Raw genomic sequence first — 19,691 nt, 5'->3', positions numbered from 1 at the left:
ATGACCACGGGGACAACGACCATGGGCACAACCGCCACCACTCAGGTACGGGCCGCGCTGGAGCAGCGCTTCGGCCACCGCGCCACCGGCGACGAACTCGACCGGATGAACCAGCACGCCGTGCTCTCCGGCGGCAAACTGCTGCGCCCGCTGGTGCTGCTGGAGTTCGGCGCCGCCACCGGAACCCCCGCCGCCCGGCTGCTGGGCGCCGCCGAGGCGGTGGAGGTGCTGCACGCCGCCTCACTCGTGCACGACGACATCATCGACGGCGACGACACCCGGCGCGGACAGCCCGCCCTGCACCGGGCGTTCGGCACCGACCGGGCGCTGGTGACGGGCGACGCCCTGTTCTTCACGGCGTTCAGCGCGCTCACCGGCTGCGTACGGGCCGGGGTGCCGGCCGAGGCGGTGGTACGGGCGTGCGGCATGGTCGCCGGGGCCGGCGAGGAGATCTCCCGGGGCGTGCTGCGCGAACTCGCGCACAGTGGCAGCTGGGAGCTGCCACCGGGCGACTACCTGCGGATGGCCGGCGAGAAGACCGGCGCCCTGCTGGCGCTGGCCGGGCGGCTCGGCGTGGTACTGGGCGGCGGCGCCGAGCCGCATGTGACGGCGGCGAACGCGTACGGGCACGCGCTGGGCATCGCCTTCCAGTTGCGGGACGATCTGCTGCCGTGGACCACCGGCGAGGCGGCGGCCGGCAAACCGGCCGCCAGCGATCTGCGCAACCGCCGCGCCGCGATGCCGCTGCTGCTCGCCTGGCAGTACGCGGGGGCCGACGACCGGGCCACGCTGAGTGGCCTGCTCGCCGACGCGGACGCCGGGGCCCTCCCGGACGCCGCGCTGCTGGCCCGCGCCGCCCCCGTGCTGCACCGCACCGACGCCGTCGCCCGTACCCGCGAACTGGCCCGCGCCTACACCACCGCCGCCAAGTACGCCCTGACCGGCGGCTTCCAGCCCTCCCCCCACCGCGACCGCCTGATGGCGCTGGCCGACTGGACCCTCACCCGCGACCACTGACGGCCCGCCGGGGTTCTCAGCCCCGGCGGGCCGTTGCCAGCAGCAGGCCCGGGGCGGCGAAGCGGGTGGTCAGGCGGATCGGCTCGGGGCCCGCCGAAGCCGCCAGTTCGCGCAGGGCAGCCGGGGCATACGCCTTGCGGAGGCTGATCAGACCGTCGTGCACATGGGTGAGCCCGCCGGTGAGAAACATCAGGGGCACCGCCGGCACACACAGCCACGGGCTGCGCCACACGTCGATCAGCAGCAGCCTGCCCGCCACCCGGGTGCCCTCCCGCAGTACGGCACGTACCCCCTCCGGCGGCAGATGGTGCAGGCTCGCCGCGAACACCGCCACCTCGAAGGCGCCGTCCGGCAGGTCCAGCGCCGTGGCGTTCAGCCGCCGCACCGTCGCCCTGGGATCGGCGCCCAGCGGCCCGGCCCGCAGCGCGGCCACCGCGCCCGGTTCGACATCGCTCACCGTCACCCGCGCCCCCGGGTGCCGGCGCAGCAGCCGCCGGGACAGGCCGCCGGTGCCGGCGCCCAGCTCCAGCACCCGGGGGTACGGCACGCCGCCGGTCTCGGCCAGTGTCCAGCCCGCGTACCGGTGGTAGCCGCCGGTCAGCCGCTGCGTACGGTGCAGGGCGCGCCGTACCCGGGCCGCCTGGCGCGGGGTGTCGGCGCGGTCGAGGTACTCGGGCTCATCGGTCTCGTACCACCGGTCCAGCCGGGAGGCGCCGGGGCCGCCGCGCGGCATGGCGGGCGTCATTCGGTCCGCGCCGAGGCGAGCAGCAGCACCACGAGCACCAGCACCGGGTACAGGCTGGCCCGGTTGAAGACGGCCAGCGCCGTCGCGGGGCGCGGATCGCGGCGCAGCGCCAGTCCCGGCACGAGCAGCGCCCAGCCGCCGGCCAGCGCCGTGCCGACCACGCCGATGGCCCGGAACGAGGACCAGCCAGCGATCATGAGGGCCACCCCGGCGGCGAAGGTGAACACCAGGAACGCGAAGACCAGCCGGCCGGTGACCCGCGGGCCGTACACGACGGGCACGGTGCGCACCCCCAGGTGGGCGTCCTCCTCGACGTCGGCCCAGTCGTTGACGAGGTTGCGTCCGCCGATCTCCCAGGCGGCCATCCAGCAGAAGAACAGCAGCAGTCGCGGCCAGTCGGTGCCGCCCGGGCCCGGCGTCGCCAGCGCGAACCAGCCCGCGCACGCCGCCAGCCCCACGCCCGCGCCGGTCAGCCAGAACTTGTGCGGGGTGACGGTGGCCAGCGCGCAGTACACCACCTGGAGCAGCGCGGCCGTCACGAACAGCACCGCGCACACCCAGTGCAGCCAGGCGGCCAGTACCAGCGCGAGCCCGCCGAGCGCCACCACCCAGGTGACGCCGGCCGGGAAGCTCAGGTGGCCCTGGGCCAGCGGGTGCCGTACGCCGGCGCTGTCGATGTCGAAGCCCCGGTGGGAGCGCAGATGGGCGAAGCGCCGCCGGTCGAGGCGGTGGTCCAGCAGGTCGTTCGCCGCGAACAGCGCGAAGTACCCGGCGAAGGCGGCGACCAGGGCGACGGCCAGCCGGCCCAGCGGCGGGTCGTGCGTCACGACGAGCGCGCCGATCAGCGGCTGTGCGACGGACAGCGACGCCTGGGTACCGCGCGAGAAGCCGTACAGGGCCCGCGCCCGGTCACGTACCCGGTCACGCAGCCGGGCGGCCGGTACGGGGATCGCCATCATGCCCTCCACTCTCTGTCGGTCAGGGGTCCGGGACCCACGAACTCCCGGGCGAACGCCACCGCCTGGGGGCCCGGCCGGGTCAGCCGCCGCAACTCCTCCAGCGCCTCGCCCGGTGGCCGGTGCAGCAGCCGCAGCAGCCGTTCGGAGAAGTCCTGGGCGCTCCGCGCCGCCGCCAGCCGGCGCTGCCCGTATCCGGCGAGCCCGCCGTGCAGCAGCGCGTGGGCGAGGTCGGCGGCGTCGGCGATGGCGAGGTTCATGCCCTTGGCCCCGGACGGCGTCAGTACGTGCGCGGCGTCCCCGGCCAGGAACAGCGGGCCGTGCTGGAGCGGCCGGGTGATGCGGCTGCGCATGCGCAGCACCCGCCGCTCGTGCAGCGCGCCGAGCGCCGGGAGCGCGTCGCCCAGCCGCCGGGCCAGCTCCTCGCGGACGCGCTGCCCGGGCCAGTCGGCGGCGGTGTCGCCGGCGGCGCACTGGAGGTAGAAGCGGCTGACGGTGGCGGTGCGCGGCATCATCCCGGCGAACCCGCGCTCGTGCAGCGCGTACAGCACGCCGTGGGCGGGCCGGTCGACGTCGGCGAGGACCGCCAGCCAGTCGTACGGGTAGCGCCGGGTCAGATCGCGGCGCAGTACGGGGTGGAGCGCGATCCGGCTGACGCCGTGTCCGCCGTCGCAGCCGATGACGTAGTCGCAGTCGATCTCCAGGCGGTCGCACCGGATGCGGCGCAACTGCTCGACGGCGCGGGCCGGGGTGGCGAACCAGGGCGGCCGGCCCTCCGCCTCCAGGGCGGCGATCAGGTCGCGGACCAGGAACTGCTGGGGATATCCCCAGTGCTGGGCGCCGCCGGCGAGCGCCGCGTAGTCCATGCGCAGCCGCTGGCCCCGGCACTGGAATTCGCACCAGCCGTGCCGGGTGCCCTCGGCCAGCAGCCGGTCGGCGAGGCCGTGGGTACGGAGGTAGCCGACGGTGCGTTCCTCCAGCAGGCCGGCCCGGGAGCGGGCCTCGACGCGGGAGCGGGGGTGGCGTTCGACGACCTGGCAGTCGATGCCGGCCCGGGCCAGCACATTGGCGAGGACCAGGCCGGCCGGGCCGGCGCCGATGATGCCCACCTGGGTACGCAGCCGGCGCATCAGGGGGACACCAGGGCGGGGTGGAAGAGTTCGTGGATCAGCACCAGGGGGTGCTCGCCGTGCCACAGCAGATAGGTCTTGTAGCAGGCGGGTTCGCCGCTGGGCCAGGGGCGGCGGCCGGCGTCCAGGACGGTGCGCCGGTGGCCGGTGCCGGCGGCGTGCAGGGCGGCGCCGAGCGGGCGGTGGGCGTCCCGCAGCGCCGGTGCGATGCCTGGCAGCAGATCATCGCGGGCGATCACCTGGTTGACGGACAGCCAGCGGCCGTCGTGGCCGGTGAGCGCCGAGTGCCGGATCAGTACCGGCTGCCCGCCCGCCACCGCCAGCAGCCCGGGCACCGCCCGCCCGGCACCGGCGGCGGGCAGCGTGTCGGCCCGCAGCAGCCGTACCCGTGGCGCGCGGCCGGTCAGTGCCCACAGCGCCGTGGTGGTCAGGCCCTCGCTGCCGAGCAGCATCCGGGTCAGCGGTGAGGCGAACCCGGCGATCCGCTCCCGTACCGGCGCCGGTCCTTCGCCCGCGCTCTCGAAGACCTCCGTGTCGAAGGCCGCCTCCCCCAACGAGCACACCGGCATCCTCCTCACCCTCGCCCGGCTCATCAGAAGCACAACGCCGCCGGCACCCGGAGGTCACGCCGGATCCCCCGCACGGAGGGAGCGCGGGCTCAGCCGTCGGCGCCGTCCCGGGGCAGCCGGACCCGGAAGGTGGTGCGGCCGGGCCGGCTGGTGACCCCGACGCTGCCGCCGTGCCCGGTGACCACGGCCTCGACGATGGCCAGCCCCAGGCCGCTGCCGCCACCTGCCCGGGGCCGTCCTGGCTCGCCCCGGGCGAACCTGCGGAACACCTCCGGCCGGAACTCGTCCGGGATGCCGGGGCCGTTGTCGGTCACCGTCAGGTCCGCCCGTCCGGGCTCCGCGACGACGCGCAGCACCACCTCGGTACCGGGGGGTGTGTGGGTGGCGGCGTTCGCCAGCAGATTGGTGACGACCTGGTGCAGCCGCAGGCCGTCACCGGTGACCACCACCGGGTCCTCGGGCAGTTCCAGAAACCAGCGGTGCCCGGGCCAGGTCGCCCGGGCGTCGTCGACCGCGTCCAGGGCCAGCCGGCTGAGATCGACGGGTTCCTGGGCCAGCGGCCGGCCGGCGTCCAGCCGGGCGAGCAGCAGCAGATCGTCCACCAGGCCGGACATCCGCAGGGATTCGGCGGTGACGCGCTCCAGGGAGCGCCGTACCTCGCCGGGCAGCGGGCCGGGGTGACGCAGCGCCAGTTCCGCGTGGCCACGGATGTTGGCCACCGGGGTACGCAGTTCGTGGCTGGCGTCCGCCGCGAACCGCCGCAGCCGTTCCTCCACGGCCTGCCGCCGGGACAGCGCCACCCCGACGTGTCCCAGCAGCCGGTTCAGCGCGACGCCCACCCGGCCCACCTCGGTGCCGGGATCGACCTCGGGGACGGGGGCCGGCATGGCGACGTCCCCGCCGGCCAGCGGCAGCCGGGTGACCTCCGTGGCGGTGGCGGCCACCCGGTCCAGCGGGCGCAGGGCGCGCCGGATCCACCAGGTCCCGGCCACCGCCGTGGTGAGCAGCGCGGCCCCGAACACCAGGCCCTCGACGAGCAGCAGATGTTCCACCGTCTCGGTCACCCCGTGCATCGGCAGCCCGGTGATCAGCACATCGCCGTCGTCCCCGGCGACGGCCACCACCCGGTAGGAGCCCAGGGCGGACAGGTCGACGGTGCGGCCGTGGGTGCCGACCGGGACGGCGGCCAGCGCCGCGCGGTCACCGGTGGTGAGCGGGACCCGCCGGTCCGACTCGTCGTGCACCACGGCCGCGTCGGTGACCTGTCCGCCCAGCAGCCGTGCCCCGAAGGTACGGTCCGCCTGGCCCCGGGTGTCGATGTGCTCGTCCCCGTCCGGCCTGGCCTCGTGCTCCAGGCTGGCGGCGAACCGGCCGCCGGCGGCGGTCAGCTGCTGGTCGAGCCGGCCCAGCAGGGAACTCCGTACCGCCGGCACGGTGGTCAGACCGACCGTCGCGCACACGGCCGCCACCACCAGCACCAGGCCCGTGGTCAGCCGGGCCCGGAGCGTACGGGGCGCCGTCGGGCGCCTCATGCCGCTCCCGGCTTCAGGACGTAGCCGCTGCCCCGCACCGTGTGGATCAGCGGGGTCCGGCCGGCGTCGATCTTCTTGCGCAGATAGCTCACATACAGCTCCACGACGTGGGCCTGGCCGCCGAAGTCGTAGGACCACACATGGTCCAGGATCTGTGCCTTCGACAGCACCCGCCGGGGATTGCGCATCAGATAGCGCAACAGTTCGAACTCCGTGCGGGTCAGCTCGATGGGCTGTCCGGCGCGGGCGACCTCCCGCGCATCCTCGTCCATCACCAGCTCGCCGACCACCAGCCGGCCGCCCTGCGGCTCGCGGGCCATCCCCGCCCGGCGCAGCAGACCGCGCAGCCGGGCAAGCACCTCTTCCAGCGAGAACGGCTTGGTCACATAGTCGTCTCCACCCGCCGTGATGCCCGCGATCCGGTCCTCGACGGCGTCCCGCGCGGTCAGGAAGAGCACACAGACCTCGCTCAGCTCGGCCCGCAGCCCGCCCAGCACGCGCGGCCCGTCGGTGTCCGGGAGCATCCAGTCGAGCACCACGGCGTCGGGCCGGAAGGCGCGCGCCACCGTCAGGGCGGTCGCCCCGTCGGCGGCGGCGCGTACCTCCCAGCCCTCGTGGCGCAGGGCGCCGGACAGCACCTCGACCAGATCGGGCTCGTCGTCCACGACGAGGACCCGCGCCGGGGTCCCGTCGGGCCGGTGCGGTGGGCCGGGGCTGCCGGAGATGTGCTTGTCCATGGTGCCTTCCAGCATCCCCCGGGCCCGGGCCGCGGGCCGGGCCGTGAGCCTCTGCGTTTCCTCTGAGAAACGCGCCCGCGCGCCCGGCTCAGAGACTTCTCAGAGGTTGAGCGGTCAGCCTTGCTCCCACCGCCGGAACGCCGGACGGGTGAGGAGAGGAGACCGGGTGACCGGCACGAGCAGCAGTGGAACCCGCGCCGCCACGGGTGGGCGCGGGCGCCGCGGGGCACCGCGCCGCCGGTGGCCGGCGCGCCTCACCCGGTTCACGCCCCTCGCCGCGCAGACCGTGATCTGGGGCGGGGCCGCCGCCGTACTCGCCCTGTGGTGGCGGGACACCCGGGCGGTGGCGGGTGCGGCCGAATGGCTGACGGGCGCGGGCCGGATCACCGGACTGCTGGCCGGGTACGCCTGTGCCGTACTGCTGGCGCTGATGGCCCGGCTGCCGCTGCTGGACCGGGCCATCGGCTCCGACCGGCTGGCCCGCTGGCACGCGATGGGCGGCCGGTACACCGTGTCACTGGTGCTCGCCCACGCGATGCTGATCACCTTCGGCTACGCCATGACCGGGCACACCGACCCCGTACGGCAGACGGCCACCTTCGTCATGAACTACCCGGACATGCTCAGCTGCGCGGCGGGCTGCGCGCTGCTGCTCGCCACCGGCGTCGTCTCCGCCCGGGCGGCCCGGCGCAGAATGCGCTACGAGACCTGGCACTATCTGCACTTCCTCACCTATCTGGCGATCTTCCTGGCCTTCGGGCACCAGCTCGCCAACGGGGCCGACTTCGTGGCCAACCCGGCCGCCCGGTGGTCCTGGTACGCGCTGTACGGCACCGTGGCCGCGCTGCTGCTGTGGTACCGGTTCCTGCTGCCGGTACGCCGGGCGCTGCGGCACCGGCTGGTGGTGACCGGGGTGTCGCGGGAGGCGCCGGGGGTCGTCTCCGTCCATGTGTCCGGCCGACGCCTGGACGAGCTGAACGCCCGGCCGGGGCAGTTCTTCCGCTGGCGCTTCCTGACCCCGGGGCTGTGGTGGTCGGCCAACCCCTACTCCCTGTCGGCGCCCGCCCGGGAGAACCGGCTGCGGATCACCGTCAAGGCGGTCGGCGGCCACAGCGGGCACCTGGCCCGGCTGCGGCCGGGCACCAGGGTGTGGGCGGAGGGACCTTACGGCGGGCTCACCGCCGAGCGGGGCAGCGCCCCGAAGTCGCTGCTGCTGGCCGGGGGCGTCGGGGTCACCCCGCTGCGGGCGCTCTTCGAGACCCTGCCGGGTCAGGTGACGCTGATCTACCGGGCCCGCCGCGCCGAGGATCTGGTGCTGCGCGGCGAGCTGGACGCCATCGCCGCCCACCGCCGCGCCCGGGTGCACTACCTGGTCGGCGCGACGGACGGCGCTCCCGGACCGCTGACCCCGCACGGGCTGCGCCGGCTGGTCCCCGACCTGGCCGGACACGATGTCTATCTGTGCGGCCCGCCCGGCATGACCGACGCGGCCGTCGCGGCCCTGCGCGGGGCGGGGGTGCCCCGCCGCCGCATCCATCACGAGTCGTTCGCGTTCTAGCGCGAACCGTCCCTTCAGGAAGGTGAGACCGACCGTGCGCCGTGCCGCCACCGCGACCCTGACCACCGTTGTGGGGGTGGTCGCGCTGCTGTCCCTGAAACCGCATGCCGTGCCACCGCCCGTGGTGACCGCGCCCGCGCCCAGTGGCGCGCCGCCGGCGTCCGGGGCGCCGGGTCCGGCCGCCACCGGGACCTTCACGGGGCAGGTGACCGACACCCGTTACGGGCCGGTGCAGGTCGCGGTGACGCTCGACCAGGGGCGGATCACCGGGGTCCAGGTGCTCCAGGCGCCGTCCGGGAACGCACGGAACGAGGCGATCGCCGCCGACGCCCTGCCCCGGCTCACCCAGGAGGCGCTGCGGGCCCAGAGCGCGCACATCGACGCCGTGTCCGGGGCCAGTTACACCAGCCAGGGCTACATGGACTCGCTCCAGAGCGCACTGGACCAGGCCGGTGTCTGAGCGGCCCGGCGGAGTGCGGCACACCGAGCGGGTCATGGGCACCGTCTTCTCCTTCGACATCCGGGACCCGGCCACCCCCGCCGTCCGGCGTGCCCTGGCGGAGGCGGTGGCCATGCTGCACCGGGTGGACGAGGTCTTCTCCACCTACCGGCCGGACAGCGCCGTCAGCCGCCTGGCCGCCGGCCGCACGACGCTGGGCGCCTGTCCTCCCGAGGTGGCCGAGGTCCTGGAGCTGTGCGCCGGGGTGACCCGCCGCAGCGGCGGCTGGTTCAGTGTCGCGGCCGGCGGTTCCCTGGACCCCTCGGGCCTGGTCAAGGGCTGGGCGGTGGAGCGGGCAGCCGCCCTGCTGGGCGCGGCCGGGGCCGGCCGGGTGAGCGTCAACGGGGGCGGTGATCTTCAGCTCTCGGGCGGCCCGTCGCCGGGCAGCCCCTGGCGGATCGGGATCGCCGACCCCGCGCGGCCCGGGCGCGTGTTCGCCGTGGTGGAGGGGCGGGAGCTGGCGGTGGCCACCTCCGGCACGGCCGAACGGGGCAGCCACATCCTCGACCCGCACCGGCGGGCGCCCGCCGCCGGCCTGTCCTCCCTCACCCTCATCGGCCGGCGGCTGACCTGGACCGACGCGTTCGCCACCGCCGCGTTCGCGATGGGCCGGGACGCCCGCGCGTGGGTGACGGAGCTGGACGGGTACGAGGCGCTCGCGGTGACCAGCGGCGGCGAGATCTGGCACACCCCGGGATTTCCGTCCCTCGGGTATCTCCTCGGCTGAGCCGGCAGGTCGGGGACGCCTCCCCGCATGTACGACGCGGGGCGCGCGGCTCGCGCTGTTACGGTCCCCTTTCATGGCAAACGGTGATCAGCCCGGCATCGACGACAGCCGGACCCCGCCCCGTACCGGATGGCTGGTGTGGCTGCTCGCCGCCGCCGTGATCATCGCCGCCCTGGTGCTGGCCGCCTCCCGCCGCGACGAGCTGGGCAAGGCGTTCGAGCAGCTGTCCAGGGTCAGCCCACCCAAGGCGGCGCTGGCCCTGCTGTGTCAGGCGGGCGCCATGTGGAGCCTGGCCGCCGTGCAGCGCTGGCTGCTGCTCACCGGCGGGCTGCGGATGGGGATGCGGCCGGTGCTCTCCCTGATGCTCGCCTCGAACGCGGTGGCCGGCGCGCTCCCGGGCGGGGCCGCGTTCTCCGCCGCCTGGCTCTACCAGCAGTTGCACCGGCGGGGCGCGAGCAAGGCGCTGGCCGCCGCCTCGCTCGTGATCGCGGGCGCGCTGTCGGCGATCGGCCTGATCGTGGTGCTGGCGGCCGGGCTGCTGACGGCGGGCGCCCGGGGACCCGGTGCCATTCTCGGCCGGATCGGGATCGGGCTGCTGCTCCTGACGCTGCTGGTGCTGCTCCTGGCGCGTTCGCCCGCCGTACAGGACTGGGCGGCCCGCCGGTGGCAGCGCGCCCAGGAGCGGCACCGCAAAATCCGGGAGGGTGCCGAGTCGCTGAACCGGCTGCTGGTGCAGGCCCGCACCCTCCAGCCCGGGTTCCGGCCGTGGCTGCGCCCGTACGCGTACGCCCAGCTCAACTGGCTGCTGGACGCGGCCTGTCTGATCGCCTCGCTGTGGGCGCTGGGCATCTCGGTGCCCTGGCACGGTGTGCTGATCGCCTATGGGCTGACGCAGATCCCGGGCAGCCTGCGGCTGACCCCGGGCGGGGTGGGGGTGGTGGAGGCCAGCATGGCGGCCCTGCTGGTGGTGTACGGCCTGAGCGCCGCCGACGCCCTGGCCGCCACGCTGCTCTACCGCATCTGGAGCTACTGGCTCCTTCAGCCGATCGGCTGGGGCTGCTGGCTGGCCCTGTCCCTGCACGGCCGGCGGCGGGAGGCGAAGGAGTAGGCGGACCGGGGAATCCGGTGGGCGGAATAGTCTGGTGGGATGAGTGAGCGAGGGATGCAGGAGCTGGCGCTGCTGTTGCTGACGGCGCTGGCGAACGAGCCACGGCACGGTTATGCCATCGCGCAGGAGGTCAAGGCCATCACGGACGGCCGGGTGGTGCCGCGTACCGGGGCGCTGTACGGGGCGCTGGACCGGCTGCTGGGGGAAGGGCTGATCCGGGTGGAGCGCGAGGAGGTGGTGGACGGGCGGGCCCGTCGTACCTTCGCGCTCACCGATGCCGGGCGGGACCGGCTGGCGGCCGAGGCGGAGCGGATGGCGGCGACGGCCTCCGAGGTCAGGCGGCGGCTCGGCATCGGCGGCGCCGTGCGGGCCACATGAGCGACCGGCTGACCCGCCTGTACCCGGCCGGCTACCGGGCCGCGCACGGGTCGGAGATCGCCGGGGCGCACCGGGAGCTGACGGCGGACCTGTCGCGGGCGGCCCGGCTGCGCGCCGACGCCGATCTGGCGGCGCACGCGCTGCGGGTCCGGCTGGGGCTTGACTCGGCGTCGCGCGGCGGGCGGCTGTGCGCGGTGGCGGCGCCGTTCGCGCTGGCGGCCTCGGCGGTGGCCGGCGGTCTTGAGCTGACCCGCTGGTATCGGGCGCTGGTCATCTCGCCGACCCCGGCCCGGGTGGAGTTCGCCACCATGGGGGCCGGGTGGGGGCTGTATCTGCTGGGTTCGCTGCTGGTGTGCGTCGGCGCGGTCGTGGCGCTGACCGGCCGGTGGGCGGCGGGGGTGTCGGTCGCGGTGGCCGGGCTGCTGGGGACGGCGGCGGTGTGGCCGGCGGTGGAGCCGGCCAGGGGCGGGGGAGCGGCGGTGCCGGTGGCGGCGCTGCTGGCGGTGGCGGTGGTGCTGGCCTGTCCGCCGGACCGGCGGGCCGATCCGGGTCTGTCGGCGGCGGCCGGGGTGATGGCGGGGGTCGGCTGGTTTCCGGCGGTGGCGGTGTCCACCGGGGAGTTCTCGGTGACCACGGACTACGGGGTGTGGCCGCTGCTGGTGCTGGCCGGCTCGGGCGTGGTGCTGGCGGTGCGCCGTGGCTCGTGGGGGCTGTGCGAGCTGGGCGCGATGGCGCTGGCCGCGCCGCCGCTGCTCGGCCGGATGTACCGGGATGCCGGGCTCGGCGCGGGGCCGGTGGCGGGGCTGGTGCTGGTGTTGGCGCTGGCTGTCGGGCTCACGGCGGGGGTTCGGGGGGTACGGGGGGTACGGGGTGGCCGGAGCTGAGCGGCGCCGGGCCCCGGTTGCCATAGTCCGTTGAAGTGAATAGTCTCAGCTGCGTTCCATTCTGGAGTGCGAGCAGAGAGATCACCGCGTTGCCGTTCACCCTGTCCCACCCCGCCGCGGTCCTGCCCCTGCTGCGCCGCCCCTTCGTCCCCGCCGCCCTGGTCGCCGGCGCCATGGCACCCGACCTCCCCTACTACCTCGGCGAACTCGGCATCGCCGCCACCGCCCCCGGCCACTGGTACGAGCCACTGCTCAACGCCACCACCACCCACGCCCCGGCCGGCCTCCTGGTCAACCTGCCGATGACACTGGCCCTGGTCCTCGCCTGGAACCTGCTGCGCGGGCCGCTCAGCGCGCTGCTCCCCACCGGCCTGCGCCTCCCCGCGCCCCACCGGCCCCAGGGCGCACCGGACCGGGCCCGGTACGCCGGGTGGCTGCTGCTGTCCGCCGCGCTCGGCATCGCCACCCATCTGGTCTGGGACGCCCTCACCCACGGAGATCTGGTGCCGGTTCCGCGCCTCCTCCAGACCCTGAGCACCGTCATCGGCCTCGCGCTGATCGGCCACCACCTGTGGCGCCACCGCGACCGGCCGCCGGCCCGCCAGGACGCCGCCGCCGGCCGGCTGAGCCGACCCCTGCGCACGGCCGTCGTGGCGCTGCTCGCCCTGGCCACCGTGCTGGGCGTCGCCGCCCAGGCCCGTACCGACGTCGCCGCCCACCGGCACACCACCGTGGTGGACTACGACCACCCCATCACCCGCACCCTCGACGACGGCACCATCGACACCTCGTACCCGGCCACGACCGTCGCCGCCCCCTGGGGCAGCTTCGCCGAAGGCGTGCTGACCGGCGCGGCCAAGCGCGGCGGCGCCGCGTTCGCCGCCGCGCTCACCCTGTACGCCGCCGCCTGGCACTCCCGCCGCCTCCTGCCGGTCAGGGGCCGGACGACGGTGCCGCCCGGCCCCTGACCGGCAGCCGCACCGCCGCCTGACCCCGCACTCAGCGGCTGGTGACCGTGATGTCCCGCCAACTCGCCGGGCCGCTCTGCGCCCGGACGGCGACCGCGCCCGCCGGGAAGGAGCACTGCGGATCCGTGTGGCTGAGGGAGACCGGTGCCGCGCCCGAGCCGGCCGGGGTGCCGGACACCGAGATCGTGCAGCCCACCACGTCCACCGTCAGCCGGTACCAGCTGCCGGTGGCCAGACCACCGGGGATCGGCGCGTACGTGAAGGGCTGCCAGCCGCCGTTCTGCTTCCCCAGGAAGACATTGCTCGCGTTGACCCCGACGAAGTAGCCGTTGAGGGCGTCGGCCCCGGCGCGCGGATCCGACACCCGCACCGCGAACCCCGCCTGACCGCCGCTGTCCCGGCGCACCTCCCCCTGGAGCCGGTAGTCCGTCCACCCCGTGGAGCCGGCCACCGACTTGTTGCCACCGTCGCCGCCGCAGCTCTCCGACAGCACCCCGCCGGCGGTCGCCCAGCAGCCGCCGTAGTGGATCCAGCCCGAGGTGCCGCGCCCGAAGTCGCTCGTGTACGGCAGCACTCCGCTGTTCCCCGCGGCGGTGGCCGCCATGCAGCCGGTCGGACCGGTCGAGGTGGCGGTGGTGAACCGCAGCGAGGTACCGGAGGCGTCCAGCAGCAGATCCGGGCTGTAGCTGGTGGAACAGTTGGTGCCCCCCGCGACCGGCCCGAACGGCGCCGGCAGCCACGACCACGGCCCCGCCGAATCCGGATCCTTGACGAACACCGCCTGCCGGTCCTCGACCGTGAACGCGTTGTCGGCGGCGAAGCGGGTCCGCATGCCGCCCATCAGCAGCCGCCCGCCCGGGCCGCCCGCCGGGCTCCACACCAGATACGGGCTGCTGCCCAGATACCGGCCGTCCGAGGTGACGGCCATCCGCCCCAGATCGGCCGGGCCACCGCCCCAGGTCAGCCCGCCGTCCGTGGACATCTTCGTGTACGCCTCACAGTTGCGGCCCTGCCCGCAGATCTCGTACGCCAGCACCATCCGCCCGTCCGGCAGCGTCGCGGTGGTCGGCATGCCCGGACGGTCGGTGGCGGAAGTGCTCTCCACATCGACCACCAGACCGGGCGCGAAGTTCGTCGAGCCGTCCGGGTTCGCGCTCCAGGTGACCCCGCCGTCCGGCGAGACCATGTGCGCGATGATCTGCGCCCGCTCCGGCTGCCGGCGCTCATCGGCGAAGAACATCGCCAGCCGGCCGGCCCCGTCCACGGTCAGAAACGGCTCCCAGATCCCGGAGCCGCCGTTGGGCGCGCCCCGGCTGCCGCCGCCGGTCTGGAGGATCGACTGGAACGTCCAGCTCGCGCCGTGGTCGGTGCTGCGCCACAGGACGAAGTCGGTGCGGACATTGGAGCTGGGCGCGATATTGCCGGCGAGCAGCAGCGTGCCGGCCGGGAACGCGCCCATCTGGTGCGGCAGTTCGAAGAGGAACGGCTGCCAGAACTGGTCCGAGGGGTGCCCGTCGCCGGTGAGCGGATCGCCCACCGTCGCCAGCGTGCTCCACGTCGCGCCGTCGTCCTTCGAGGTGCGGATCACGAACTCGGAGGCACCGCCGCCGCGCTGGGCGTGCTCGAAGGTGCCGATGAGCGTCCCGTTCGCGGAGCCGCTGTGTTCGAGCCGGATGACCCGGGACGCGGCGATCACCTCGTTCACCGAGGCCCTGGTGTAGAAGCTGTCCCCGGGCGCGTTCGCCGCCGCGCCCGGCGGGGCGAGGACGGCGGCGATCAGCGCCAGCAGCAGCGCGGCGGGTAACAGGCGGTTTCTTCCTCGCTCTTTCACGATCACTTCCCCTTCTTGACCAAGGGTTCAGGGAGACAGCGGGCGCCGCCCCCCATGGGTCGACTCCCGCGCGTCCAGCCAGTGCGGCGCGAGATGAACCTCGAACGGCAACCGCTCCGTCGAACGGATCCGGGTCACCAGACATGTCACGGCCAGTGCGGCGATCGCGGCCTTGTCGGGGATCACCGAGCTGAGCGACGGCGTGCCGTAGCGCCCCTCCTCGGAGCCGTCCACACCCACCACGGCGACGTCCTCGGGAATCCGCAGCCCCGCCTCGTACAGCGCCCGCCGCGCGCCCAGCGCCAGCATGTCGCTGAAACAGAAGACCGCGTCGGGGCGTTCGGCGGCCGGCAGCCGGGTGAGGGCGCGCATCGCCACCAGGCCATTGGGGCGGTCGAACTCCTTGACCAGCGGGGCGAGCCGCGGATCGAAGGTCAACCCGGCCTCGTGCAGGGCCAGCTGGTAGCCCTGGAGGCGCTGCCGGCTGGTCTCCGACGCCTGGTGGTCCACCCCGACGGCGGCGATCCGGGTACGGCCGAGCCCGGCCAGATGCGTGGTGGCCCCCCGGGCCGCCGCCACGTTGTCGATCAGCACGTGATCGGCCACGATCCGCTCGCCCGCGTAGCTGCGCTCACCCAGCAGCACCAGCGGAAACTCGCTCGCCACCGGCGCGAGTTCGGCCGGGGTGACGCGCAGCGGGGACAGGATCATGCCGTCCAGCAGGGAAGCCCCGACCCCGGTCGCCAGCCGCAGCTCCTCGGTGGGATCTCCCAGCGTCTCCTCGATCAGCACCGTCAGGCCCAACGCCGCCGCCTCCGCCCGCACATGGTGGGCCAGCTCCGCGAAGTAGGGCGTGGTCAGCTCCGGTACGGCCAGCCCGATCAGCCCGCTGTGCCCGGTACGCAGCCGGCGCGCCGACGCGTTCGGCCGGTAGCCCAGCTCCCGCACCGCCCGCAGCACCCGCTCCCGGGTGGCGCCCGATACCCCGGGGGCGTCCCGTACAACGTTGGAAACCGTCTTGATCGACACCCCCGCCCGCTCGGCCACATCCTTGAGCCGCACCGCCGCCACCGACCATCTCCTCACGCGCGTTTCGGGGATTATGCCCGCCACCGACTCCGGTGTCAGCCCTCGGGGCGGCCCCGAATTCCCTTCCGCACAAGGGCTTGACCCCCGAACCGGCCACAACTACAACGTTGGACACCAGCGCTGTCGGCCGCACCACCCGCCGCCCCCGGCGCCCCTCCCACCCCCTGCCCTGGAGCGCCCGCATGCCCGAACCCCGAAGCGGCCCACGCCGATCCCCGCCCCGCCGCGCCGTCCTGGCCGCCGCCGGGGCCGGCCTGGGCGCCGCCCTCGCCCCCGCCCTCACCGGCTGCGCCGGCCGCTCCTCCGGCGGCACCGACTCCCGCCGGGTCACCCTGCGCTTCTCCTGGTGGGGCAACGACGACCGGGCCGCCCGCACCCGCGACGCCGTCCGGCTCTTCGAGGCCGCCCACCCCGGCGTCACCGTCCGCACCTCCACCTCGGACTTCGGCTCCTACCTCCAGAAGCTGGCCACCCAGGCCGCCGGCGGCGGCATCCCCGACGTGGCCCAGCTCGACTACCGGCAGATCGTCCAGTACGCGGCCGGCGGCGTCCTGCGCACCCTCGACGAGCCGATGCGGGACGGCACCATCCGCACCGCCGAGATGGACCCGGACTTCCTGCGCACCGGCACCTACCGGCAGGAGACCTTCGCGCTGCCCATGGGCCGCGGCATCACCGGGTACGCCTACGACTCCGACCTCTACCGGCAGGCCGGCGTCCCCGTCCCGCCACCGCCCAGCTGGACCTGGCAGGACTGGGCCACCGCCAACCGGAAGATCGCCGCCCTCGGGCTCACCGCCCCCGACGGCCGCCCGGTGACCGGCGCCGGCGACGGCGCCGGCAACGAGGACGTCTTCGAGACCTGGCTGCGCTCCCGGGGCGGCCAGCTGTACGCCGACCAGGCCAGGCTGGGCTTCACCGAGGACGAACTCACCGCCTTCTGGACCTTCTTCGACGACCTGCGCGCCGAGGGCGCCATCTCCCAGGCCCGGGACAGCGTGCAGATCAACAGCACCGAGACCACCCCCATGGGCCGCGGCCTGGCCGCCGCCGACTTCACCTGGGACGCCACCTTCCCCGGCTACCCGGCACTGCTGGGCGACCAGGTACGCCTCGCCCCCGCCCCGACCACCGGCGGCCGGCCCGGCTCCTACGTCAAGCCCAACATGCTGCTCGGCATCTCCGCCAACACCGCGCACCCCACCGAGTCCGCCCAGCTGATCGACTTCCTCCTCAACGACGATGACGCCGCCGACATCCTCGGCTTCACCCGCGCCACCCCGCCCAACCGGGCCATCGCCACCCGGCTCTCCGCCACCCTCCAGGGCGCCGAGCGGGAAATCTACGTGTACGCCCGGCAGATGGAGGAGTACGGTCTGGCGCCCCCGCCGCCCGCCCCGCCCAAGGGCGACGTCGCCATCAACAAGGCATTCGGCCGCACCTACCAGCGCGTGCTGTTCGGGCTCGCCACCCCACGGCGGGCCGCCCGCGAACTCATCGCCGAGGCCGACCGGGAGCTGAGACCATGACCACCTCTCGGACGACCCCGCCCCGGGCCAGGACGCGCCGCCGCCGGCCGCGCGAACAGCAGTGGCCCGCCTCGGTGTTCCTCACCCCCTGGGTGCTCGGCGCGGTGGTGCTGACCCTGCTCCCGATGGCGGTGTCCCTGTACCTGTCCTTCACCGACTACAACCTCTTCGACCCACCCCAGTGGGTCGGGACCCGCAACTACACCGACCTGCTCGCCGAGGACCCCCGCTTCTGGCGCTCGGTGGGCACCACCGTGCTGTACGTGGCGGTGGCGGTCCCGCTCAAGCTGGCCCTGGCGCTCGGCGTGGCCATGCTGCTGAAGAACCTCACCACCGGCCGCGCCTTCTACCGCTCGGCGTTCTACGCGCCCTCCCTGCTCGGCGCCAGCATGTCCATCGCCCTGGTGTGGCGCGCCCTGTTCAACGACGGCGGCTCCGTCCCCAACGTCCTGGAGTGGATCGGCCTCGACACCGGCGGCTGGGTCGGCAACCCCAGCCTCGCCGTGTACGCCGTCATCCTGCTGTCGGTGTGGCAGTTCGGCGCCCCGATGGTGATCTTCCTGGCCGGACTCCAGCAGGTCCCCACCGATCTGTACGAGGCCGCCGCGCTCGACGGCGCGGGCCGGTGGCGGCGGTTCCTCTCCATCACCCTGCCGATGCTCTCCCCGGTCGTCTTCTTCAACCTGGTGCTGGAGATCATCAACTCCTTCCAGGTCTTCACCCCGGCCTTCGCCATCAGCGGCGGCACCGGCGGCCCCGCCGACTCCACCCTCTTCTACACCCTCTACCTCTACGAACGCGGCTTCACCGCCTCCCACATGGGCTACGCCGCCGCCATGGCCTGGCTGCTGCTGCTCGCGGTCGGGGCGCTCACCCTGATCGTGTTCCGGACCTCCCGGTCCTGGGTCTTCTACGCCGACGAGGGGGGACGCTGACCATGAACACCGCGAACACCGCGAACACCGCCGCGAGACGGTGGCTGCCGCACACGGTCGCCGCGCTCTGCCTGCTGGTCCTGCTCTACCCCCTGGTGTGGCTGCTGGCCACCTCCCTCAAACCGGCCGACGAGGTGGTGACCAGCCTCGACCTGTGGCCCAGCCGTCTGGAGTGGTCCAACTACACCACCGCCCTGGACGGGGTGTCCGGCATCTCCGTCACCCGGCTGCTCGGCAACTCCCTGCTGATCGCCACCGGCGCGGTCCTCGGCAACGTCATCTCCTGCTCGCTGGCGGCCTACGCCTTCGCTCGGCTGCGCTTCCGGATGCGCAAGACGCTGTTCGCCTTCATGGTGGCGACCCTGATGCTGCCGCACCACGTGGTGCTCATCCCGCAGTACATCATCTTCAACCGGCTGGGCATGGTGGACAGTTACTGGCCGCTGATTCTGCCCAAGTTCCTCGCCACCGAGGCGTTCTTCGTGTTCCTCATCGTCCAGTTCATGCGCGGACTGCCCAGGGAACTGGAGGAGTCCGCCCGGATCGACGGCAGTGGCCCGTTCCGCACCTACTGGTCGATCACCCTGCCGCTCAGCAGGCCCGCGCTGATCACCACCGCCATCTTCACCTTCATCTGGACCTGGAACGACTTCTTCACCCAGATGATCTATCTCTTCTCACCGGAGAAATTCACCATCACCCTCGCGCTGCGCAGCTTCGTCGACCAGTCGAGCACCTCCGCCTACGGCCCGATGTTCGCGATGTCGGTGATCTCCGTCCTGCCCATCGTTCTGTTCTTCCTCGTCTTCCAGCGCTATCTGGTGCAGGGCGTGGCCACCAGCGGACTGCGGGGGTGAGCCGGCGTGCCACCGATACCGGGCGCCGACCGCGACCGCCGCGAGGCCGGCGAGATCTTCGGCCCGGGCTTCACCCGCTTCGCCGACATGCTGCTCCTCGGCCTGCTCACCAGCCTCGCCTGCCTGCCCGTGATCACCGCCCCGGCCGCCTTCGCCGCCGCCTGCGCGACCCTGCGGGAGGCCCTGCGCACCGGCACGGACCTCCGGGCCGGTACGTACCTGGGCGAGCTCCGCGCCCAGCTCACCGTGCGCGCGCTGGCCGCCGGACTGCTCGCGCCGCTGCTCGTTCTCGTCCTGCTGACCGACGCCGCACTGGCGCGCGCCGGAGTGCCCGGCGCGACCCTCCTGACCCCCGCCCTGGCGCTGCTCGCCCTGGGCGCCGCCGTCGTCGGGCTGCGCGCCACCGCGCTCCCCGCGCCGCACCGGCTGTCCGCCCGGACGGCTCTGCTGCGCTCGGCCGCCGACCCGTACGGCGCCGCCCTGCTCGGCGGCGCGGTGCTGCTGGCCGCGCTGCTCGCCTGGTCCATCCCGCCCCTGGTGCCGCTGCTGCCCGGACCGCTGGCGTTCGCCGCCACGGCCGTGGAGCTGCGGTCCCGGCCGGAAGGCTGAACCACCCCGTCACGACACCACCGGAGTCATCAC

Annotated in this window: 20 protein-coding genes; 12 read left to right on the top strand and 8 right to left on the bottom strand. The window is 74.3% G+C overall.

The features are described 5' to 3' along the window. On the top strand, nucleotides 1-1,017 hold the full coding sequence (locus tag AC5WRL_RS07025) for a polyprenyl synthetase family protein (RefSeq protein ID WP_496087430.1): 1,017 nt from the start codon (nucleotides 1-3) through the stop codon (nucleotides 1,015-1,017). Nucleotides 1,018-1,033: 16 nt separating this feature from the next. On the opposite strand, the gene AC5WRL_RS07020 is transcribed toward AC5WRL_RS07025, so the two are convergent. The 6 genes from AC5WRL_RS07020 to AC5WRL_RS06995 all read right to left on the bottom strand — a co-directional run bounded on the left by AC5WRL_RS07020 (nucleotide 1,034) and on the right by AC5WRL_RS06995 (nucleotide 6,686). Further along, the gene (locus AC5WRL_RS07020; RefSeq protein ID WP_496087429.1) at nucleotides 1,034-1,762 is read right to left on the bottom strand and encodes a class I SAM-dependent methyltransferase; all 729 of its coding nucleotides are present in this window, start codon (nucleotides 1,760-1,762) and stop codon (nucleotides 1,034-1,036) included. After that, entirely contained in the window at nucleotides 1,759-2,721 is a 963-nt protein-coding gene (locus AC5WRL_RS07015) for a UbiA family prenyltransferase (RefSeq protein WP_496087428.1), read from the bottom strand. Before AC5WRL_RS07015 ends, AC5WRL_RS07020 begins: the two co-directional genes overlap by 4 nt. Further along, nucleotides 2,718-3,848: an FAD-dependent monooxygenase gene (locus tag AC5WRL_RS07010; protein ID WP_496087427.1), complete on the bottom strand. Its 1,131-nt coding sequence runs from the start codon at nucleotides 3,846-3,848 to the stop codon at nucleotides 2,718-2,720. Before AC5WRL_RS07010 ends, AC5WRL_RS07015 begins: the two co-directional genes overlap by 4 nt. Then, nucleotides 3,848-4,411: a chorismate--pyruvate lyase family protein gene (locus tag AC5WRL_RS07005; protein WP_496087426.1), complete on the bottom strand. Its 564-nt coding sequence runs from the start codon at nucleotides 4,409-4,411 to the stop codon at nucleotides 3,848-3,850. Before AC5WRL_RS07005 ends, AC5WRL_RS07010 begins: the two co-directional genes overlap by 1 nt. Nucleotides 4,412-4,506: 95 nt before the next feature. Further along, entirely contained in the window at nucleotides 4,507-5,949 is a 1,443-nt protein-coding gene (locus AC5WRL_RS07000; protein WP_496087425.1) for a sensor histidine kinase, read from the bottom strand. Beyond that, nucleotides 5,946-6,686 (bottom strand): response regulator transcription factor, encoded by a 741-nt coding sequence (locus tag AC5WRL_RS06995; RefSeq protein ID WP_496087424.1) that lies wholly within the window; start codon nucleotides 6,684-6,686, stop codon nucleotides 5,946-5,948. The genes AC5WRL_RS07000 and AC5WRL_RS06995 overlap by 4 nt, the downstream gene beginning before the upstream one ends. A 166-nt stretch (nucleotides 6,687-6,852) precedes the next feature. On the opposite strand from AC5WRL_RS06995, the gene AC5WRL_RS06990 reads away from it, so the two are divergent. The 7 genes from AC5WRL_RS06990 (at nucleotide 6,853) to AC5WRL_RS06960 (ending at nucleotide 12,808) form a co-directional block, all read left to right on the top strand. Further along, nucleotides 6,853-8,244, top strand: a complete 1,392-nt coding sequence (locus AC5WRL_RS06990; protein WP_496087423.1) for a ferredoxin reductase family protein — start codon at nucleotides 6,853-6,855, stop codon at nucleotides 8,242-8,244. A gap of 34 nt (nucleotides 8,245-8,278) precedes the next feature. After that, complete coding sequence (locus AC5WRL_RS06985) at nucleotides 8,279-8,704, top strand: FMN-binding protein (protein ID WP_496087422.1); 426 nt, start codon at nucleotides 8,279-8,281, stop codon at nucleotides 8,702-8,704. Then, a complete protein-coding gene (locus tag AC5WRL_RS06980) occupies nucleotides 8,697-9,470 on the top strand; it encodes an FAD:protein FMN transferase (RefSeq protein ID WP_496087421.1) in 774 nt (257 codons plus the stop codon). The genes AC5WRL_RS06985 and AC5WRL_RS06980 overlap by 8 nt, the downstream gene beginning before the upstream one ends. A gap of 73 nt (nucleotides 9,471-9,543) precedes the next feature. Next, nucleotides 9,544-10,578, top strand: a complete 1,035-nt coding sequence (locus tag AC5WRL_RS06975; RefSeq protein WP_496087420.1) for a lysylphosphatidylglycerol synthase transmembrane domain-containing protein — start codon at nucleotides 9,544-9,546, stop codon at nucleotides 10,576-10,578. 39 nt (nucleotides 10,579-10,617) lie between these two features. Then, nucleotides 10,618-10,956, top strand: a complete 339-nt coding sequence (locus AC5WRL_RS06970; RefSeq protein WP_496087419.1) for a PadR family transcriptional regulator — start codon at nucleotides 10,618-10,620, stop codon at nucleotides 10,954-10,956. After that, the gene (locus AC5WRL_RS06965; protein WP_496087418.1) at nucleotides 10,953-11,840 is read left to right on the top strand and encodes a hypothetical protein; all 888 of its coding nucleotides are present in this window, start codon (nucleotides 10,953-10,955) and stop codon (nucleotides 11,838-11,840) included. Before AC5WRL_RS06970 ends, AC5WRL_RS06965 begins: the two co-directional genes overlap by 4 nt. Nucleotides 11,841-11,929: 89 nt before the next feature. Beyond that, nucleotides 11,930-12,808 (top strand): DUF4184 family protein, encoded by an 879-nt coding sequence (locus tag AC5WRL_RS06960; protein WP_496087417.1) that lies wholly within the window; start codon nucleotides 11,930-11,932, stop codon nucleotides 12,806-12,808. Nucleotides 12,809-12,839: 31 nt separating this feature from the next. On the opposite strand, the gene AC5WRL_RS06955 is transcribed toward AC5WRL_RS06960, so the two are convergent. Continuing rightward, entirely contained in the window at nucleotides 12,840-14,645 is a 1,806-nt protein-coding gene (locus tag AC5WRL_RS06955) for a hypothetical protein (protein ID WP_496087416.1), read from the bottom strand. Between the two features lie 21 nt (nucleotides 14,646-14,666). Beyond that, on the bottom strand, nucleotides 14,667-15,710 hold the full coding sequence (locus tag AC5WRL_RS06950) for a LacI family DNA-binding transcriptional regulator (protein ID WP_496087415.1): 1,044 nt from the start codon (nucleotides 15,708-15,710) through the stop codon (nucleotides 14,667-14,669). Nucleotides 15,711-15,910: 200 nt separating this feature from the next. On the opposite strand from AC5WRL_RS06950, the gene AC5WRL_RS06945 reads away from it, so the two are divergent. From AC5WRL_RS06945 to AC5WRL_RS06930, 4 genes are read left to right on the top strand one after another with little or no spacing between them, the layout of a single operon-like run. Further along, the gene (locus tag AC5WRL_RS06945) at nucleotides 15,911-17,257 is read left to right on the top strand and encodes an ABC transporter substrate-binding protein (protein ID WP_496087414.1); all 1,347 of its coding nucleotides are present in this window, start codon (nucleotides 15,911-15,913) and stop codon (nucleotides 17,255-17,257) included. Further along, nucleotides 17,254-18,192: a carbohydrate ABC transporter permease gene (locus AC5WRL_RS06940; RefSeq protein ID WP_496087413.1), complete on the top strand. Its 939-nt coding sequence runs from the start codon at nucleotides 17,254-17,256 to the stop codon at nucleotides 18,190-18,192. Before AC5WRL_RS06945 ends, AC5WRL_RS06940 begins: the two co-directional genes overlap by 4 nt. A 2-nt stretch (nucleotides 18,193-18,194) precedes the next feature. Then, nucleotides 18,195-19,049, top strand: coding sequence for a carbohydrate ABC transporter permease (locus AC5WRL_RS06935; protein ID WP_496087412.1), 855 nt, complete (start codon nucleotides 18,195-18,197; stop codon nucleotides 19,047-19,049). Nucleotides 19,050-19,055: 6 nt separating this feature from the next. Next, nucleotides 19,056-19,658, top strand: coding sequence for a hypothetical protein (locus AC5WRL_RS06930; protein WP_496087411.1), 603 nt, complete (start codon nucleotides 19,056-19,058; stop codon nucleotides 19,656-19,658). The last annotated feature ends 33 nt before the right edge of the window (nucleotides 19,659-19,691 follow it).

It is taken from the genome of Streptomyces sp. NTD107 (genome assembly GCF_059510435.1).
This window is presented reverse-complemented; position numbering and strand designations above follow the sequence as displayed.

Excerpts from the sequence above, each read along its gene's own strand:
- AC5WRL_RS07010 (WP_496087427.1), bottom strand. The coding sequence starts at position 3,848 with ATGCGCCGGCTGCGTACCCAGGTGGGCATCATCGGCGCCGGCCCGGCC.
- AC5WRL_RS06935 (WP_496087412.1), top strand. The coding sequence starts at position 18,195 with ATGAACACCGCGAACACCGCGAACACCGCCGCGAGACGGTGGCTGCCG.
- AC5WRL_RS06970 (WP_496087419.1), top strand. The coding sequence starts at position 10,618 with ATGAGTGAGCGAGGGATGCAGGAGCTGGCGCTGCTGTTGCTGACGGCG.
- AC5WRL_RS07020 (WP_496087429.1), bottom strand. The coding sequence starts at position 1,762 with ATGACGCCCGCCATGCCGCGCGGCGGCCCCGGCGCCTCCCGGCTGGAC.
- AC5WRL_RS07025 (WP_496087430.1), top strand. The coding sequence starts at position 1 with ATGACCACGGGGACAACGACCATGGGCACAACCGCCACCACTCAGGTA.
- AC5WRL_RS06945 (WP_496087414.1), top strand. The coding sequence starts at position 15,911 with ATGCCCGAACCCCGAAGCGGCCCACGCCGATCCCCGCCCCGCCGCGCC.
- AC5WRL_RS06975 (WP_496087420.1), top strand. The coding sequence starts at position 9,544 with ATGGCAAACGGTGATCAGCCCGGCATCGACGACAGCCGGACCCCGCCC.
- AC5WRL_RS06965 (WP_496087418.1), top strand. The coding sequence starts at position 10,953 with ATGAGCGACCGGCTGACCCGCCTGTACCCGGCCGGCTACCGGGCCGCG.
- AC5WRL_RS06995 (WP_496087424.1), bottom strand. The coding sequence starts at position 6,686 with ATGGACAAGCACATCTCCGGCAGCCCCGGCCCACCGCACCGGCCCGAC.
- AC5WRL_RS07000 (WP_496087425.1), bottom strand. The coding sequence starts at position 5,949 with ATGAGGCGCCCGACGGCGCCCCGTACGCTCCGGGCCCGGCTGACCACG.
- AC5WRL_RS07015 (WP_496087428.1), bottom strand. The coding sequence starts at position 2,721 with ATGATGGCGATCCCCGTACCGGCCGCCCGGCTGCGTGACCGGGTACGT.
- AC5WRL_RS06940 (WP_496087413.1), top strand. The coding sequence starts at position 17,254 with ATGACCACCTCTCGGACGACCCCGCCCCGGGCCAGGACGCGCCGCCGC.